We start from the raw sequence: 17389 nt of genomic DNA, 5'->3' as shown, positions 1-17389 counted from the left end.
CCCCCCCCCCCCCCCCCCCCCCCCCCCCCCCCCCCCCCCCCCCCCCCCCCCCCCCCCCCCCCCCCCCCCCCCCCCCCCCCCCCCCCCCCCCCCCCCCCCCCCACGACCCGCATGAAGACGACCAGGACAGGCGAGGACATGCCGAAGCAGAAGACCCACAAGGGCACCGCCAAGCGGGTGCGCGTCACGGGCACCGGAAAGCTCATGCGCGAGCAGGCGAACAACCAGCACAAGTTCGAGCACAAGTCCGGGACCCGCAAGCGCCGGCTCGACCAGGACCAGGTCGTCTCCCCGGCCGACGCCAAGAACCTCAAGAAGCTCCTCGGCATCTGAGCGTCCCTCCACTGACCTTTAGAAAGACAGGAGCACTTCCGTGGCACGCGTGAAGCGGGCGGTCAACGCCCAGAAGAAGCGCCGGACGACCCTCGAGGCCGCCAGCGGCTACCGCGGTCAGCGGTCCCGGCTGTACCGCAAGGCCAAGGAGCAGATCCTCCACTCGGCGACCTACAGCTACCGCGACCGCAAGGCGCGCAAGGGTGACTTCCGCAAGCTGTGGATCACCCGCATCAACGCCGCGGCCCGCCTCAACGACATGACCTACAACCGGTTCATGCAGGGGCTCAAGCTCGCCGGCATCGAGCTGGACCGCCGCGTCCTCGCCGAGCTCGCCGTGAACGAGCCCGCCGCCTTCGCCACGCTGGTGGAGTCCGCCCGGGCTGCGCTCGCCGCGAACCCCGGGGCGACCGGCGCCCAGGCCGCCTGACGAAGGACCACCCTGCCCCCTGCAGGATGGCCGTTCCGCACGTCACCCGACGCCGTCGGTGACCGGCCCCTCCGGGCCGGACGCCGGCGGCGTCGGCGTCTGTCCGGGGCGCGAGGTCTGCACACTCGCCCCGATCAGCCCTCGAGGGTCACGGTGCAGGTCTCGCAGGAAGGAGAGCGCGTGACCGAGCCGCTCACCGAGCGCTCCGCCCGCATCGTCGCCGCGCGGAAGCTCACCCGGCGCGCCGGGCGGGATGCGGCGGGGCTCTTCCTCGCCGAGGGGCGCCAGGCCGTGGTCGAGGCGCTGGCGCAGCCCGAGCGCGTCCGCGAGGTCTTCGCCACGCAGGCGGCCGCGACCGCGCACCGCGACCTGCTGGCGGAGACGCCGGTGCCGGTGCGGCCGGTCACCGAGAAGGCCGCGGCCGGGCTGTCGGAGACGGTGACCCCCCAGGGGCTGGTCGCCGTCTGCGAGCTGCGGGACGTCCCGGCCGAGTCGCTGACGACGGCGCCGCCGCGGCTGTCGGTCGCGCTCGCCGAGCTCGCCGACCCGGGCAACGCCGGGACGGTGCTGCGGACCGCGGACGCCTGCGGCGCCGGCGCGGTCGTCTTCGGCGCGGGCTCGGCCGACCCGTACGGGGGCAAGGCGGTCCGGTCCAGCGCCGGCAGCCTGTTCCACGTCGACGTCTTCCGTGGTGCGCCGCTGGCGGCGCTGCTCCCCTCGCTGCGCGCCGCGGGCGTGACCGTGCTCGCCGCCGACGGCGGGGGAGAGGCCGAGCTGCCCGGGCTGGTGGCAGTCGGCCGGCTGGCGGGGCCGGTGCTGTGGCTCTTCGGCAACGAGGCCCGGGGCGTGCCCGCCGATCTGGCCGCGCTCGCCGACGCGCGGGTGCGGATCCCGATGCGCGGCCGGGCGGAGAGCCTGAACCTGGCCGCCGCCGCCGCGATCTGCCTCTACACCACCCAGCTCGCGCAGGGCTGACGCCCGTACCGCGCGCTCCCGGCTCCGTCGGTGGCGCTGCGCGGCCTCCGCTCGCGACGCAGGCGGTGCACGAGGGGTCGCCGGTACGCCAGGATGGCGGTCGTCGACGGGCTCCCCGGGACGTCGCGCTGGGTTGCGGAAGAAGGTCGCGGTTACCGTGGAACACATGCAACGGGTCGCAGATGCTCCGGCGGCTCCGTCGACGGACGGGCGGCGGTCCCGGTGGACCGAGCACCGCCGTGCCCGGCGGGAGGACCTCGTCGGCGCGGCCGTCGAGGCGGTCCGGCTGGCCGGTCCCGACTTCTCCGTCGACGACGTCGCCCGCAGCGCGGGGGTCTCCAAGACGGTGATCTACCGGTACTTCAACGACAAGGACGAGCTGATCGACGCCGTCCTGGAGCGCATCTCCCAGGCGGTCCTGCTACCCCGCCTGCTCGGCGAGCTGACCGCCGACCGGGGCGACGACCGGCAGCAGCTGCGCGCGGTCATCGCCGCCTTCGTCTCGCTGATCGAGGACGAGCCGGCGCTCTACCGCTTCGCCTACGCGCAGGCCGGGCGCGCGGGCCGCGCGGACCTGGTCGCGGCCACCGAGCACGCCGTCGCCGGCGCGCTGGGCGACCTGCTCGGCCAGCGGCTCACCGACGCCGGGCGTCCGGCCGACGGCGCCATGACCTGGGCCTACGGGATCGTCGGCATGGTGCAGCTGGCCACGCACTGGTGGTCGGGGGCGCGGACGGTGTCCGCGGCCGACCTCGTCGACCAGCTCACCGACCTGGCCGACGGCGGCCTGGGCACCCTCCTCCCCCCGCGGGGCTGATCGCGGCCGGGCAGCACCGCCACGAACGAGTCGTGCGCCCACCGCGCGACCAGGTCACCAGGCCGGAACCGCCCGCTGCGCCGGTCGCCCGGGCGTAGGCGTCGAGCGCGCGCATGACCTGCGCGATCGCCGGGCCGGGGCGCTCCCGCACCAGCCGCAGATCCGGCTTCACGACGTCGGAGCGCAGCACGGGCATGAGGGCCCGACGGGGGATCGGGGGAACCCAGGCGCGGGCGAGTGCGGCGCCCGGGCAGAATGGCCTTCCGTGTCTGGCGCCAACGATCCCTACGACCCCAAGCAGGTCGCCGCGCTCTCCCCCGAGGCCCTCGACGACGCGGTGCGTGCCGCGCTCGAGGCGTTCGCGGCCGCGGCCGACCTGGAGGCGCTGGCCGGCGTCCGCCCCGCGCACCTGGGCGACCGGGCACCGGTGCTGCTGGCCCGGCGCGAGCTCGGGGCCCTGCCGCCGGCCGCCCGCAGTGACGCCGGAAAGCGGGTGAACGCCGCCCGGGCCGCGGTCACCGAGGCCTACGAGGCTCGCAGGGCCGAACTCGAGGCCGAGCGCGACGCCCGCGTGCTGGCCGAGGAGCGGGTCGACGTCACGCTGCCGTGGGACCGCACGCCGCGCGGCGCCCGGCACCCGCTCACCACGCTCATGGACCGGATCGCCGACATCTTCGTCGGCATGGGGTACGAGGTGGCCGAGGGGCCGGAGCTGGAAGCGGAGTGGCTGAACTTCGACGCGCTCAACTTCGGCCCGGACCACCCCGCCCGGTGGCTGTCGGACACCTTCTTCGTCGCGCCCGAGGACTCCGGCCTGGTGCTGCGCACGCACACCAGCCCGGTCCAGGCGCGCACCATGCTCGACCGGCAGCCGCCCATCTACGTCGTGGCCCCGGGCCGGGTGTACCGCACCGACGAGCTCGACGCCACGCATCTGCCGGTCTTCCACCAGGTGGAGGGGCTGGCCGTCGACCGGGGCCTGACCATGGCCCACCTGCGGGGCACGCTCGACCACCTGGCCCGCCAGCTGTTCGGCCCGGATGCCCGCACCCGGTGGCGGCCGCACTTCTTCCCGTTCACCGAGCCGTCGGCTGAGTTCGACGTCTGGTTCCCCGAGCACCGCGACGGCCCGCAGTGGGTCGAGTGGGGCGGCTGCGGGATGGTGAACCCGCGGGTGCTGCGCGCCTGCGGCGTCGACCCGGACGAGTACACCGGCTTCGCTTTCGGCATGGGCATCGAGCGGGCGCTGCAGTTCCGCTCCGCGGTGTCGGACATGCACGACATCGCCGAGGCCGACATCCGCTTCACCACGGCATTCGGAGTGGAGCAGTGAACGGTCGCGGTCCGACGAAGAAGGTCATCCCCGTGCCGCCCGAAGGAGTCCAGCAGTGAAGGTCCCCGTCAGCTGGCTCTCCGAGCTCGTCGACCTCCCGGCCGGGATCACCACCGAGGAGCTCGACGCCGCGTTCGTGCGGCTCGGCTTCGAGGTGGAGGACGTCGTCCGCCCGCCGGTGACGACCGGCCCGCTCGTGGTCGGCCGGGTGCTGGAGATCGAGGAGCTGACCGGCTTCAAGAAGCCGATCCGCTACTGCCAGGTCGAGGTCGGGGAGAGCGAGCCCCGGGGCATCGTCTGCGGTGCCCGCAACTTCGCCGTCGGCGACCTCGTCGTCGCCGCCCTGCCCGGCGCCGTGCTGCCCGGCGACTTCGCCATCGCCGCGCGGAAGACCTACGACCACGTCTCCGACGGGATGATCTGCTCGGTCCGCGAACTGGGCATCGGCGAGGACCACACCGGCATCCTGGTGCTGGGCCAGGGCGGCTACGTCCCCGGGACGCCCGCGGCCGACGTGCTGGGTCTGGACGACGTCGTCTTCCACCTCGAGGTGACCCCGGACCGCGGCTACGCCATGTCGATGCGCGGGATCGCCCGCGACCTCGCCGCCGTGCTCGGCGTGGCCTGGCGGGACCCGGCGGACCTGCCGCTGCCGCTGTGGTCCGGTGCGCCGGCGTGGGAGGTCGACGTCGCCGCGCCCGGCCGCTGCGACCGCTTCTCGATGCTGGCGCTGGAGGGGCTGGACCCGGTCGCGCCGAGCCCGTGGTCGCTGCGCCGGAGGCTCGCCCAGTGCGGGGTGCGGAGCATCTCCCTGGCGGTCGACGTCACCAACTACGTCATGCTCGAGCTGGGCCAGCCGATGCACGCCTTCGACCGCGACACCGTCCGCGGAGCGATCACCGTCCGCACGGCGGCGGCCGGTGAGCGGCTGACCACCCTGGACGGCGCCGACCGGGCCCTGGCCGACGACGACCTGCTGATCGCCGACGGCTCCGGGCCCATCGGGCTGGCCGGTGTCATGGGCGGCGCCACCACGGAGATCGGGGACACCACCTCGGCGGTGTTGCTGGAGGCCGCGCACTGGGAGCCGACCGGCATCTCCCGCGGGGTGCGCCGCCATCGGCTGCCCAGCGAGGCCGGCAAGCGTTTCGAGCGCGGCACCGACCCCGACGTCACCGTCCTGGCACTGGCGCGGGCCGCCGGGCTCCTGGCCGAGCACGGTGGCGCCCGCGTGGCCGGCGCGCCGGTCGACGTCGACACCCGCGCGCCCCGGCCGGTGATCGGGCTGGACGCCGGCCTGCCGGGGCGGATCGCCGGGGTGGACTACTCCCGGGCCCAGGTGCTGGAGGTGCTCGACGCCATCGGCGCCGAGGTCGCGGGCGACGGCGACGGGCTGCAGGTGACGCCGCCGTCCTGGCGGGGCGACCTGCGGGAACCGGCCGACCTGGTCGAGGAGGTCGTGCGCCTCCGCGGTTTCGACGAGATCCCCTCCCTCCTGCCCACCGCGCCGCCCGGTGGGGGGCTCACCGAGCGGCAGCGCCGGCGGCGCAGCATCGGCCGCGCCCTGGCCGATGCCGGGTACGTGGAGGCGCCGTCCTTCCCCTTCACCGGCACGACGCAGCTGGACGCGCTGGGCCTGCCCGAGGACGACGACCGCCGCCGGGTGATCACCGTGCGCAACCCGCTGTCGGAGGAGGCTCCGGCGCTGCGCACGAGCCTGCTGCCCGGGCTGCTGACGGCGCTGGCCCGGAATCAGGCGCGCGGCATCCGCGACGTCGCCCTCTTCGAGCACGGGGCGGTGTTCCCCGGCGGGGTGGGCCCGCCCGCACCGGTGCCCGGTGCCGAGCGCCGGCCGGACGACGCCGTCCTCGCCGCGCTGCTGGGTGCGGTGCCGGCCCAGCCGTGGCACGTGGCGGTGGCCCTCACCGGCCAGCGCGAGCCGCGCGGCTGGTGGGGTCCGGGCCGCCCGGCGGAGTGGGCCGACGCGGTGCAGGCCGCACGGACCGTGGCCGCGGCCGCCGGAGCCGAGCTGACCGTGCGTGCAGGCGACCGGGCGCCCTGGCATCCCGGCCGCTGCGCCGAGCTCCTGGTCGGCGACCGGGTGATCGGGCACGCCGGCGAGCTGCACCCCAAGGTCTGCGAGGCGCTCGGCGTGCCCGACCGCACCGCGGTCATGGAGCTCGACGCCGACGCCCTGCCCACCCCGGCCGTCCCGCAGGCGCCGGCGATCTCCACGTTCCCGCCGGTGCTCCTCGACCTCGCCGTGGTGGTGGCGGACGACGTTCCCTCGGCGGACGTCACCGCCGCGCTGCGGGCGGGCGCCGGGGAGCTGCTGGAGTCGCTGCGGCTCTTCGACGTCTACACCGGTGCACCGGTGCCGGCCGGCTCCCGCTCGCTGGCCTACGCCCTCACCGTGCGGGCGCCGGACCGGACGCTGACCGGCGAGGAGGCGACGGCGGTGCGCGACGCCGCGCTCGCCGCCGCCGCACAGGCCACCGGGGCGCAGATCCGTGGCTGAACAAGGACCCCGCCCTCCCCACCCTTCGCAGGCTCACGTCGGGCCCCTGGACGGGGCCGGGGTCGCCCTGGTCACCGGGGCGTCCACCGGCATCGGCCGGCACCTGGTCGAGGGGTTGGCCGCCCGAGGCATGGTGGTGGCCGGTGTGGCCCGGAACCCCGACCGGCTGCGGACGGCGATGGCCGAGGTCGCCGAGGCCACCGGCGCCCGCACCCTGGCGGTCGCCGCCGACGTCACCGATCGCGCGTCCGTGGAGGCCGCGGTGGGGGAGGTGCGCGAGGAGCTCGGCCCGATCGAGCTCCTCGTCAACAACGCCGGGCTCATCGACGAGTTCGAGGTGCCCATCTGGGAGGCCGACCCCGATCAGTGGTGGGACGTCGTGTCCAGCCACGTCCGCGGCGCGCAGCTGACGATCCGCACCGTCGTGCCGTGGATGGTGCTGCGCAACCGCGGGCGGGTGGTCAACATCGCCAGCGGAATGGGCACCCGCGCCAACCCCGACTACTCGGCCTACTCGGTCGCCAAGACCGCGCTCGTGCGGCTCACCGAGGGCCTGGCCACCGCGCTGGAGGGCTCGAACGTGCGGGCCTTCAACGTCGCCCCGGGCGTCGTCGACACCCCGATGACCCGCGCCATGCACATGTGGCAGGGCAACACCCACTGGACGCCGCCGGAGAAGGTCGTCGAGCTGATCGCCGCCATCGCCGCCGGAGAGCTCGACCAGTGGTCGGGCCGCTTCGTCCGGGCCGGCAAGGACCACCTCGACGTCCTCCGCAGGACCACGCCCGACGACGCCGCCCGGCAGCTGCGGCTGCGGCCCTACGGGGACGACGACCCGCTCGGCTGATTCCCCGCTCTCCGCGGGGGTGGTCCGGCGACGTCGACCCGGTCGGGGCGGACGTGCCACGGTGCGGTACCGGTTCCGGGCGAGGAGTGACACCCATGGCGACCCAGTCCCCGGCGGCCCGCGGGCTGATCGGCCTCGCACTCGCGGGCGTCGCCGGGCTCGCCGCCTGGTCCGGCCGGGCGGCGTGGGAGGACAGCGGCGCGTTCGCCCTCGTGCTCTTCGGCGTTCCCCTGGCGTGCGCGGCACTCGCCCTGCTCGCCGAGAGCGCGGGCGCGCCGGTGCTGGCTCCGGCGGTCGTGGCCGTCCTCGGGGCGGCGTCGGTCGGGTGGTCGCTGCTCACCGGCCTGGGCCTCGGTCCGGGTCTCCTCCTGCCGTCGCTGCTCCTGCTGGTCGCCGCGATGATCTCGCGGGTGGACCGCAGGCGGGACCGCACCCGGCGACCGCCTGACACGGAGCTGCCGCGAAAGCCGCCGACATCGCCGTGAACGTTCATGCATGGCCGTGTATGGTCATGCATCATGAGCACAGAGCGGACGTGGACGGTCGGGGTCACCGGCGCCACCGGGTACGCGGGAGGCGAGGTGTGCCGGCTGCTGGCCGGTCACCCGGCCCTCCGGCTGGCCGGGGTGCACGCCAACTCGAGCGCCGGCCGACGCCTGGGTGAACTCCAGCCCCACCTGCTGCCCTTCGCCGAGCTGGAGGTCCAGCCGAGCGACGCGGCGCGCCTGGCCGGCTACGACGTCGTCGTCCTGGCGCTGCCGCACGGCGAGTCGGCGGCGATCGCCGACCAGCTGCCGGCGGAGACGCTCGTCATCGACTGCGGCGCCGACCACCGGTTGAACGACCCGGCCGCCTGGGCCCGCTGGTACGGCGGCGTGCACGCCGGTACCTGGCCGTACGGTCTTCCGGAGCTGCCCGGTCAGCGTGAGGAGCTGGCCGGCGCCACGCGGATCGCCGTCCCCGGCTGTTACCCGACCTCGGTCACCCTCGCGATGGCCCCGGCACTGGCCGCCGGGTTGGTCGAGCCCGACGTCGTGGTCGTCGCCGCCAGCGGCACCAGCGGCGCCGGCAAGTCACCGAAGCCGCACCTCCTCGGCAGCGAGGTCATGGGCGCGGCCAGCGCCTACGGCGTCGGAGGCGTGCACCGGCACACCCCGGAGATGATCCAGGGCCTCTCGCAGGCGGCCGGGGCCGCGGTGGGCATCAGCTTCACGCCCACCCTGGTCCCGATGAGCCGCGGCATCCTCGCCACCTGCTCGGCGAAGCTGAAGCCCGGGGCCGACGCCGACGCCGCCCGGGCCGCCTACTCGGAGGCCTACGCCGACGAGCCGTTCGTCCACCTGCTGCCCGAGGGGCAGTGGCCCACCACCGCCCAGGTGCTCGGTGCGAACACGGTGGCTCTGCAGCTCGCCGTCGATGCCGACGCCGACCGGCTGGTCGTCGTCGCCGCCGTCGACAACCTCACCAAGGGCACCGGGGGCGCGGCGATCCAGTGCGCCAACCTCGCCCTCGGCATCCCCGAGATCACCGGTCTCCCGCTCGTAGGAGTAGCGCCATGAAGTCATCCCACGAAGACGCTCCGCCGGCGCTCCACGTCTCCGCGGGGGCCCCGGAGTGACCGTCACGGCACCGAAGGGGTTCAGCGCCGCCGGCGTCGCCGCCGGGCTGAAGTCCTCCGGCGACCCCGACGTCGCCGTCGTCCTCAACCACGGTCCCGACGACGCGGCCGCGGCCGTCTTCACCACCAACCGCTTCCCGGCCGCGCCCGTGCTGTGGAGCCGCCAGGTGCTGGCCGGCGAGCGGGCGCGCGCGGTCGTGCTCAACTCCGGCGGCGCCAACGCCTGCACCGGGCCCGAGGGCTTCCAGGACACCCACGCCACCGCCGAGCACGCGGCCGCCGAGCTCGGCATCGGGGCGGTCGACGTCGCGGTGGCCAGCACGGGCCTGATCGGCATGCGGCTGCCCATGGACAAGCTGACCGCCGGGGTCAGCGCCGCGGTGCAGGCGCTCGGCGAGGAAGGCGGGCCCGACGCCGCCCGCGCGATCATGACCACCGACAGCGTCCCGAAGACGACGGTGCAGGCCCGCGACGGCTGGAGCATCGGCGGGATGGCCAAGGGCGCCGGCATGCTCGCTCCGTCGCTGGCCACGATGCTCGTCGTCCTCACCACCGACGCCGTCGTCCCGGCCTCGGTGCTCGCCTCCGCGCTGAAGCAGGCGACCAGCCTCTCCTTCGAGCGGGTCGACTCCGACGGGTGCCTGTCGACCAACGACACGGTGCTGGTGATGTCCAGCGGCGCCAGCGGCGTCACGCCGGGCGTCGAGGAGTTCACCGAGGCGCTCACCGCGGCCGCGACGGACCTGGCGATGCAGCTGCTCGCCGACGCCGAGGGGTCCACCAAGGACATCGCGATCACCGTCCGCAACGCCGCCTCGGTCGAGGACGCGCTCACCGCCGGCCGGGCCTGCGCCCGCAACAACCTGCTCAAGACCGCGCTGTTCGGCAACGACCCCAACTGGGGCCGGGTGCTGGCGGCGGTCGGCACCACCGACGCCGTGTTCGAGCCCGACCAGGTCGACGTGACCATCAACGGCGTCACCGTGTGCCGCGGCGGCTCGATCGGCGACCCCCGCGAGGGTGTGGACCTCACCGGCCGGGAGGTCACCATCGACGTCGACCTCGGCGCCGGCGGCGAGACGGCCACGATCTGGACCAACGACCTGTCGATCGCCTACGTGCACGAGAACTCGGCCTACTCCACATGAGCGAGCACCAGAACCCCGCCCCCCAGGACCCCGCCCCCCAGGACCCGACGCCCCCCGACGTGCGGATCGACGAACCCGTCCCACCGCCGCGGCCGGTCCGCACGGTCGGCACCCGGCGCGTCATGCGGAAGAAGGACCCCGAGGGCGACGCGGCCAAGGTCGCCGTCCTCACCGGTGCGCTGCCCTGGCTCAAGGAGTTCCACGGCAACGTCGTCGTCATCAAGTACGGCGGTCACGCGATGGTCGACGACGAGTGCCGCCGGGCGTTCGCCGAGGACATGGTCTTCCTGCGGACCTGCGGCATCCTGCCCGTGGTCGTGCACGGCGGCGGCCCGCAGATCAACGCGATGCTGGCCAAGCTCGGCATCAGCAGCGAGTTCCGCGGTGGTCTGCGCGTGACCACCCCGGAGACGATCGACGTCGTCCGCATGGTGCTCACCGGCCAGGTGGGCCCCGACATCGTCGGGCTGATCAACCAGCACGGCCCGATGGCGGTGCACCTCTCCGGCGAGGACGGCGGGCTGTTCACCGCGCGGCGGACCACCGCGGTCGTCGACGGCGAGCGGGTGGACGTCGGGCTGGTCGGCGACATCGCCGCGGTCGACACCACCCCGGTCACGGCGCTGCTGGCGGCCGGTCACATCCCGGTCGTCGCCAGCGTGGCGCCGGACGCCGACGGCGTCGTGCACAACGTCAACGCCGACACCGCCGCGGCCGCGCTGGCGGCGGCCCTGGGCGCGGTGAAGCTCGTGGTCCTCACCGACGTCGAGGGCCTGTACGCCGACTGGCCCGACCGCGACTCGCTGGTCCAGCAGATCGACGCCCGGGAGCTGGCCGAGCTCCTGCCCACGCTGGACGCCGGGATGATCCCGAAGATGGCCGCCTGCCTGCGGGCGGTCGAGGGCGGGGTGAAGCGGGCGACCGTCGTCGACGGCCGGACGCCGCACGCCCTGCTCCTGGAGACGTTCACCACCGAAGGCACCGGGACGATGGTCGTCCCGGCGAAGGACCAGAAGGAGGGCACAGCATGACGACGCACACCGAGGAGCTGGCCCGCCGCTGGTCGGCCGTGATGATGAACAACTACAAGGCGCCGCCGGTCGCGCTGGACTCCGGCTCCGGGGCGACCGTCACCGACGTCGACGGGCGCGAGTACACCGATCTGCTCGGCGGCATCGCGACGACGATTCTCGGCCACGCCCACCCCAGGGTCGTCGAGGCGATCACCAGGCAGGCGGCGAAGCTGGGCCACGTCTCGAACCTGGCGATGCACGAGCCGGGCATCACGCTGGCCGAGCGGCTGCTCGAGCTCGCCGGCCGGCCGGGGCGGGTCTTCTTCTGCAACTCCGGCGCCGAGGCCAACGAGGCGGCCTTCAAGCTGAGCCGGCTCACCGGCCGGCCCGAGGTCATCACCGCCGAGGGCGCCTTCCACGGCCGGACCATGGGTGCGCTGGCCCTCACCGGTCAGCCGTCGAAGGCCGCTGCGTTCGCGCCCCTGCCCGGGGGCGTCGCGTACGTGCCCTACGGCGACGAGGCCGCGCTGGCCGACGCCGTCTCCCAGCAGACCGCGATGGTGCTGCTCGAGCCGATGCTGGGGGAGGGCGGCGTGCTGCCCGCACCGGCCGGCTACCTCGCCGCCGCCGCGTCCACGGCCTCCGGGGCCGGCGCGCTGTTCGCCGTCGACGAGGTGCAGACCGGCATCGGCCGGACCGGTCACTGGTTCGCGTCCCAGGCCGACGGCCTGCACCCCGACGTGATCACGCTGGCCAAGGCGCTGGGCGGTGGGCTGCCGATCGGCGCGATGCTCGCCTTCGGCGAGGCCGCCGACCTGCTGACGGCGGGCTCCCACGGCTCCACCTTCGGCGGGAACCCGATCGCGGCCGCCGCCGCGCTGGCCGTCCTCGACACGATCCGCGACGAGGGGCTGCTCGAGCGGGCCAAGGAGATCGAGCACCGGTTCTCCACCGGTATCGAGGCGCTGGGGCACGCGGGCATCAGCGGGGTGCGGGGGAGGGGCGCGCTGCTCGGCGTCGTCCTCACCGCCGACGTCGCCGCGCAGCTGGAGACCACCCTGCGGGCCGCCGGCTTCCTCACCAACGCCGTCGCGCCCGGCGTGCTCCGCCTCGCCCCGCCTCTGATTCTCACCGACGCGCAGATCGACGCCTTCGTCGCCGCTCTGCCCGCGGCCCTCGACGACGCGATGGAGAACGGCTCGTGACCCGGCACTTCCTCAAGGACGACGACCTCTCGCCCGAGGAGCAGGCCGAGGTGCTGGCGCTGGCCGCCTCGCTCAAGGAGAGCCGGCACACAGCCGGGGCACCGGCCCCGCTGCGCGCCCCGAACGGCACGCCGCAGGCGGTGGCCGTCGTCTTCGACAAGCCCTCGACCCGCACCCGGGTGTCCTTCTCGGTGGGTGTTGCCGAGCTCGGCGGCTACCCGCTGGTCATCGACGCCGCCACCAGCCAGCTGGGCCGCGGTGAGCCGATCGAGGACACCACCCGCGTGCTCGACCGGCAGGCCGCCGCCATCGTGTGGCGCACCTTCGGCCAGGACCGCATCGAGGCCATGGCCGCGGTCAGCCGCGTCCCGGTGGTCAACGCCCTCACCGACTCGTACCACCCCTGCCAGATCCTGGCGGACCTGCAGACGGTGGCCGAGCACAAGGGCTCGCTGGCCGGGCGGTCGCTGTCCTACCTGGGCGACGGCGCCAACAACATGGCGCACTCCTACCTGCTGGGCGGCGCCACGGCGGGTATGCACGTGCGGATCGGCTCCCCGGAGTCCTTCCGGCCCGACCCGGCCGTGCTCGAGCGCGCGGCGGCGATCGCCGCCGGCACCGGCGGGTCGGTGAGCTGGACCGCCGATGCCGCGGCCGCGGCCGACGGCGCCGACGTGCTGGTCACCGACACCTGGGTCTCCATGGGCCAGGAGGGTGAGCACGACGCCCGCACCGCGCCGTTCCTGCCCTACGCCGTCGACGAGGCCGCGCTGTCCCGGGCCGCCGCCGACGCCGTCGTCCTGCACTGCCTGCCGGCCTACCGCGGCAAGGAGATCGCCGCCGAGGTGATCGACGGACCGCAGAGCGTGGTCTGGGACGAGGCGGAGAACCGGCTGCACGCCCAGAAGGCCGTACTCGTCTGGCTGCTGGAGAAAGGCTCGTGACCCGCGGCGTGCGCCGACGGCGTGCCGGAGGCCCGCGGGCATGACCCAGGCGCTGACGCGGTCGGCCCGGCAGGCGCGCATTCGCCAGCTGATCGAGGCGCAGCCGGTGACCTCGCAGACGCAGCTCGCCGCGCTGCTGGCCGAATCGGGCATCGAGGTCACCCAGGCGACGCTCTCCCGGGATTTGGAGGAGCTCGGCGCCGTCAAGATGCGCGGCTCGGACGGCGCCCCGGCGTCCTACGGGCTGCCGCCGGAGAACGCCCCGCTGCGCCCGGCGCAGACGGCGCCCGCGCGGCTGACCCGGCTGCTGGCCGACCTGCTCACCGGCGCCGAGGGCAGCGCGAACCTCGCCGTCCTGCGCACACCCCCCGGCGCCGCGCAGTTCCTCGCCTCGGCGCTGGACAAGGTGGGCCTCCCCGATGTCCTGGGCACCATCGCCGGGGACGACACTCTGCTGGTCGTCTCGCGCGACCCCGACGGCGGGCCGGCCCTGGCCGACCGGCTGCGGGCGCTCGCGCAGCGGACGCCCGCCGTCTACCCCGAACTGAGCGCCGACCTGGAAGAGGAACCCGGCACGTGAGCAACAGCGCACCTGGATCGCAGACCCGGCTCTGGGGCGGTCGCTTCGGCGGCGGGCCATCGGACGCGCTGACGGCGTTGTCCAGGTCGACGCACTTCGACTGGCAGCTGGCTCCCTTCGACCTGGCGGGCTCGCGCGCCCACGCCCGCGTGCTGCACCGGGCCGGACTCCTGGCCGACGACGAGCTCGAGCAGATGATCGGCGCCCTCCGCGCGCTCTCCGACGAGGTCGCCGCCGGCACGTTCACCGCGATCGACTCCGACGAGGACGTGCACGAGGCGCTCGAACGCGGCCTCACCGAGAAGCTCGGCGCGCTGGGCGGCAAGCTGCGCGCCGGCCGCAGCCGCAACGACCAGATCGCCACCGATCTGCGGCTCTACCTGCGCCACCACGTGCGGGCGCTGGTCGGCGAGCTCTCCTCGCTGGAGCTCGCGCTGCTGGGCCTCGCCGAGCGGTACCCCGACGTCGCGGCACCGGGGATGACGCACCTGCAGCACGCCCAGCCGGTGCTGATCGCCCACCAGCTGCTGGCGCACGCGCACTCGATCGCCCGCGACGTCGACCGGCTGGTCGACTGGGACAGGCGGGCAGCCGTCAGCCCCTACGGCTCCGGCGCCCTGGCCGGCTCCTCGCTGCCGCTGGACCCCGACGCCGTCGCTGCGGAGCTCGGTTTCGACCGGGCTTCGGACAACTCGATCGACGGCGTGAGCGACCGCGACTTCGCCGCGGAGTTCTGCTTCGTCGCCGCCCTGCTCGGCGTCCACCTCTCCCGGCTGGGGGAGGAGGTCGTGCTCTGGACCTCGACGGAGTTCGGCTGGGCGCGCCTCGACGACGCCTGGGCGACCGGGTCGTCGATCATGCCGCAGAAGAAGAACCCCGACATCGCCGAGCTGGCCCGCGGGAAGTCCGGGCGCTTCGTGGGCAACCTGACCGGCATCCTCACCATGCTCAAGGGGCTGCCGCTGGCGTACGACCGCGACCTGCAGGAGGACAAGGAGCCGGTCTTCGACTCCATGGAGCAGCTGCTGCTCCTCCTCCCCGCGGTGACCGGGATGATGGCGACGCTCACCCTCCGACCCGAGGTGCTCGAGGCCGCCGCGCCTCAGGGCTTCGCGCTGGCCACCGACGTCGCCGAGTGGCTCGTCCGGCAGGGCGTGCCGTTCCGGTCGGCGCACGAGATCAGCGGCGCGATGGTCGCCTTCTGCGAGGAGGCCGGACTGGAGCTCGACCAGCTCGACGACGAGCAGCTGGCCGGCATCGATGAGCGGCTGACGCCGGACGTGCGCTCGGTCCTCTCGGTGCGCGGCGCGCTCGCCGCGCGCAGCACCCGCGGGGGCACGGCACCGGAGCGGGTCGCCGAGCAGCTGGCCTCGCTCCAGGAGCTCGCGTCGGCGCACGGGCGCTGGTCTTCGTCGTCGCCGGTGGCGCCGGTCCTCTGATCGTGCCGCCGCCCGACGACTCCCGGCCCGGGCCGGGTCCCCTCGTCCGCGAGGAGGACCTGCTCGGGCCGGTCGACGTCGTGGCCCCGGCGTTGCTCGGCTTCTGGGTGGTCACCGACCGTCCGGAGGGCCGGGTGGCGATCCGGCTCACCGAGGTGGAGGCCTACTCCGGGCAGGGGGAGGACCCGGCCTCGCACGCCCACGGCGGACCGACCCCGCGCGCAGAGATCATGTTCGGCCCGCCGGGCCGGCTCTACGTCTACTTCAGCTACGGCGTGCACTGGTGCGCGAACGTCGTCGTCGGCCCCGAGGGACGCGGCTCGGCGGTGCTGATGCGCGCTGGTGAGGTCGTGGTGGGGGAGGAGCTGGCCCGGCAGCGCCGTCCCGCTGCACGGGCCGGGCGGGACCTCGCCCGGGGCCCGGCCCGGCTCACCCAGGCGCTGGCCATCGGGCCCGGCGACCGGGGCAGCGACCTGCTCGACGCCGCCAGTCCCGTCCGGCTGCACCGGGGCCGGCCGCCGGTCGCGATCTCGGCCGGTCCGCGGGTCGGCATCAGCAAGGCCACCGAGCTGCCGTGGCGGTTCTGGGCGACCGACGCCCCGTCGGTGAGCGCGTTCCGGGCGGGTGGGAAGCCGCGGCGCAGGCGCGCGGGGCAGGATGGACTCCCGTGACCGACGTGATCGACGAGCTGCACCGCCGCGGGCTGATCGCCCAGAGCACCGACGAGGCCGCGCTGCGCGCCCATCTCGCCGAGGGTCCGGTCGCGTACTACGCCGGCTTCGATCCGACCGCGCAGAGCCTGCACGTCGGGCACCTGCTCCAGTTCATGGTCCTGCGGGCCCTCCAGCGGGCCGGGCACCAGCCCGTCGTCCTCGTCGGCGGCGCGACCGGCTTGATCGGTGACCCGCGGCCGTCGTCGGAGCGGCAGCTCAACGACCGGGACACCGTCGCCGCCTGGGTGGAGCGCATCCGCGAGCAGGTCGCGCCGTTCCTGGACGTGCCGGCCGGGACCGCGGGCCTGAGGAGCCCGATCTACGTGAACAACCTCGACTGGACCGCGCCCGTCTCGGCCATCGACTTCCTCCGCGACCTGGGCAAGCACTTCCGGGTCGGCAGGATGCTGGCCAAGGAGGCGGTCTCCGCGCGACTGAACTCCGAGGCCGGCATCAGCTACACGGAGTTCAGCTACCAGATCCTGCAGGCCAACGACTTCCGCGAGCTGAACCGCCGGCACGGGGTCACGCTGCAGACCGGCGGATCGGATCAGTGGGGCAACCTGACGGCGGGCATCGACCTGGTGCGCCGCACCGAGGGCGCGACCGTGCACGCGCTGTCCACCCCGCTGGTGACGAAGTCGGACGGCACCAAGTTCGGCAAGTCCGAGGGTGGCGCCGTCTGGCTGGACCCGACGCTGACCTCCCCGTACGCGTTCTTCCAGTTCTGGCTCAACGCCGACGACGCGGACGCCCGGATGTGGCTCCCGCTCTACTCCGAGCGCCCGGCCGAGGAGGTGGCGGCGCTCATCGCCGAGAGCACCGAGCGGCCGGCGGCACGGACGGCGCAGCGGGCGCTCGCCGAGGAGCTGACCCTGCTGGTGCACGGAGCTGACCAGCTGCGCCAGGCAGAGGCGGCCGGCCGGGCGCTGTTCGGCCGGGACGACCTCGCCTCGCTCGACGCCAGCACGCTGACCGCCGCCCTCGAGGAGGCCGGGTGCCTCACCGTGGACGGTGAGGTGCCGACCGTGGCACAGCTCCTGCAGCGGACCGGTCTGGTCGCGAGCCTCTCCGAGGCGCGGCGCACGGTGAAGGAGGGCGGCGCCTACCTCAACAACGAGCGGGTCACCGACGCCGAGGCGGTACCCGCCGAGGATGCGTGGCTGGCCGGCGGGTGGCTCGTCCTGCGCCGCGGTCGGCGCGCGATCGCCGGCGTCCGCCGCGGGAGCTGAGCCCCTCGGCCCCGCGTGAACGGCGCGTGACAGGGACGTGGCGGACGCGTGGCGGGCGTCACCGGGGGGTCGGGTTGCACGGGGCTGGTGGGGGCGTGTAACTTTCTCTTTGCGCCTGCGGCCCGGAAGGGCCGCCGGACCAGCCCCCCGCTCGACGGGCTGCTGGAAACCGGCGTAGAGTTGGACATCCAGCCAGGGACGAGGCCCGGAAGGGTTGAGTGTCTGCGCGTCCGCTCCTTGAGAA

General features: G+C 74.7%; 17 protein-coding genes. All 17 read left to right on the top strand.

Annotated features, from left to right (window positions below):
- The first annotated feature begins 138 nt into the window (after positions 1-138).
- The 17 genes from rpmI (at position 139) to tyrS (ending at position 17145) form a co-directional block, all read left to right on the top strand.
- A complete protein-coding gene (gene rpmI, locus ACI791_RS17850) occupies positions 139-333 on the top strand; it encodes a 50S ribosomal protein L35 (protein ID WP_269194637.1) in 195 nt (64 codons plus the stop codon).
- Positions 334-373: 40 nt separating this feature from the next.
- Complete coding sequence (gene rplT, locus ACI791_RS17845) at positions 374-763, top strand: 50S ribosomal protein L20 (RefSeq protein ID WP_456587259.1); 390 nt, start codon at positions 374-376, stop codon at positions 761-763.
- Positions 764-943: 180 nt separating this feature from the next.
- A complete protein-coding gene (locus ACI791_RS17840) occupies positions 944-1738 on the top strand; it encodes a TrmH family RNA methyltransferase (protein WP_456587258.1) in 795 nt (264 codons plus the stop codon).
- A gap of 166 nt (positions 1739-1904) precedes the next feature.
- On the top strand, positions 1905-2555 hold the full coding sequence (locus ACI791_RS17835; RefSeq protein WP_456587257.1) for a TetR/AcrR family transcriptional regulator: 651 nt from the start codon (positions 1905-1907) through the stop codon (positions 2553-2555).
- 265 nt (positions 2556-2820) lie between these two features.
- Positions 2821-3888 carry a phenylalanine--tRNA ligase subunit alpha gene (gene pheS, locus ACI791_RS17830; protein ID WP_456587256.1) on the top strand — a complete coding sequence of 356 codons (1068 nt, stop codon included), beginning with the start codon at positions 2821-2823 and terminating at the stop codon, positions 3886-3888.
- A 55-nt stretch (positions 3889-3943) separates the two neighbouring features.
- Complete coding sequence (gene pheT / locus ACI791_RS17825) at positions 3944-6406, top strand: phenylalanine--tRNA ligase subunit beta (protein WP_456587255.1); 2463 nt, start codon at positions 3944-3946, stop codon at positions 6404-6406.
- Positions 6399-7253, top strand: coding sequence for an SDR family NAD(P)-dependent oxidoreductase (locus tag ACI791_RS17820; protein WP_456587254.1), 855 nt, complete (start codon positions 6399-6401; stop codon positions 7251-7253). The genes pheT and ACI791_RS17820 overlap by 8 nt, the downstream gene beginning before the upstream one ends.
- Positions 7254-7348: 95 nt before the next feature.
- Positions 7349-7738, top strand: a complete 390-nt coding sequence (locus ACI791_RS17815; RefSeq protein ID WP_456587253.1) for a hypothetical protein — start codon at positions 7349-7351, stop codon at positions 7736-7738.
- Positions 7739-7771: 33 nt separating this feature from the next.
- Entirely contained in the window at positions 7772-8812 is a 1041-nt protein-coding gene (gene argC, locus ACI791_RS17810; RefSeq protein ID WP_456587252.1) for an N-acetyl-gamma-glutamyl-phosphate reductase, read from the top strand.
- Between the two features lie 55 nt (positions 8813-8867).
- Entirely contained in the window at positions 8868-10019 is a 1152-nt protein-coding gene (gene argJ, locus ACI791_RS17805; RefSeq protein ID WP_456587251.1) for a bifunctional glutamate N-acetyltransferase/amino-acid acetyltransferase ArgJ, read from the top strand.
- The gene (gene argB / locus ACI791_RS17800; RefSeq protein ID WP_456587250.1) at positions 10016-11050 is read left to right on the top strand and encodes an acetylglutamate kinase; all 1035 of its coding nucleotides are present in this window, start codon (positions 10016-10018) and stop codon (positions 11048-11050) included. Before argJ ends, argB begins: the two co-directional genes overlap by 4 nt.
- The gene (locus ACI791_RS17795) at positions 11047-12237 is read left to right on the top strand and encodes an acetylornithine transaminase (protein ID WP_456587249.1); all 1191 of its coding nucleotides are present in this window, start codon (positions 11047-11049) and stop codon (positions 12235-12237) included. Before argB ends, ACI791_RS17795 begins: the two co-directional genes overlap by 4 nt.
- Positions 12234-13181, top strand: a complete 948-nt coding sequence (gene argF / locus ACI791_RS17790) for an ornithine carbamoyltransferase (protein WP_456587248.1) — start codon at positions 12234-12236, stop codon at positions 13179-13181. Before ACI791_RS17795 ends, argF begins: the two co-directional genes overlap by 4 nt.
- Before the next feature lie 40 nt (positions 13182-13221).
- Positions 13222-13761 carry an arginine repressor gene (locus tag ACI791_RS17785; protein ID WP_347060559.1) on the top strand — a complete coding sequence of 180 codons (540 nt, stop codon included), beginning with the start codon at positions 13222-13224 and terminating at the stop codon, positions 13759-13761.
- Positions 13758-15200: an argininosuccinate lyase gene (gene argH / locus ACI791_RS17780; RefSeq protein WP_456587247.1), complete on the top strand. Its 1443-nt coding sequence runs from the start codon at positions 13758-13760 to the stop codon at positions 15198-15200. The genes ACI791_RS17785 and argH overlap by 4 nt, the downstream gene beginning before the upstream one ends.
- Positions 15201-15202: 2 nt before the next feature.
- The gene (locus ACI791_RS17775) at positions 15203-15871 is read left to right on the top strand and encodes a DNA-3-methyladenine glycosylase (protein ID WP_456587246.1); all 669 of its coding nucleotides are present in this window, start codon (positions 15203-15205) and stop codon (positions 15869-15871) included.
- The gene (gene tyrS / locus ACI791_RS17770; protein ID WP_456587245.1) at positions 15868-17145 is read left to right on the top strand and encodes a tyrosine--tRNA ligase; all 1278 of its coding nucleotides are present in this window, start codon (positions 15868-15870) and stop codon (positions 17143-17145) included. Before ACI791_RS17775 ends, tyrS begins: the two co-directional genes overlap by 4 nt.
- Positions 17146-17389 lie beyond the last annotated feature (244 nt).

The organism is Blastococcus sp. SYSU DS0973 (genome assembly GCF_054051055.1).
Note: the sequence above shows the minus strand (reverse complement) of the source record. Positions and strands in the feature narration are given on the sequence as shown.

What these genes read in the sequence shown, in the direction of transcription:
- ACI791_RS17835 (WP_456587257.1), top strand. Translation starts at nt 1,905, where the DNA reads ATGCAACGGGTCGCAGATGCTCCGGCGGCTCCGTCGACGGACGGGCGG.
- argB (WP_456587250.1), top strand. Translation starts at nt 10,016, where the DNA reads ATGAGCGAGCACCAGAACCCCGCCCCCCAGGACCCCGCCCCCCAGGAC.
- argC (WP_456587252.1), top strand. Translation starts at nt 7,772, where the DNA reads ATGAGCACAGAGCGGACGTGGACGGTCGGGGTCACCGGCGCCACCGGG.
- rpmI (WP_269194637.1), top strand. Translation starts at nt 139, where the DNA reads ATGCCGAAGCAGAAGACCCACAAGGGCACCGCCAAGCGGGTGCGCGTC.
- ACI791_RS17785 (WP_347060559.1), top strand. Translation starts at nt 13,222, where the DNA reads ATGACCCAGGCGCTGACGCGGTCGGCCCGGCAGGCGCGCATTCGCCAG.
- ACI791_RS17795 (WP_456587249.1), top strand. Translation starts at nt 11,047, where the DNA reads ATGACGACGCACACCGAGGAGCTGGCCCGCCGCTGGTCGGCCGTGATG.
- ACI791_RS17815 (WP_456587253.1), top strand. Translation starts at nt 7,349, where the DNA reads ATGGCGACCCAGTCCCCGGCGGCCCGCGGGCTGATCGGCCTCGCACTC.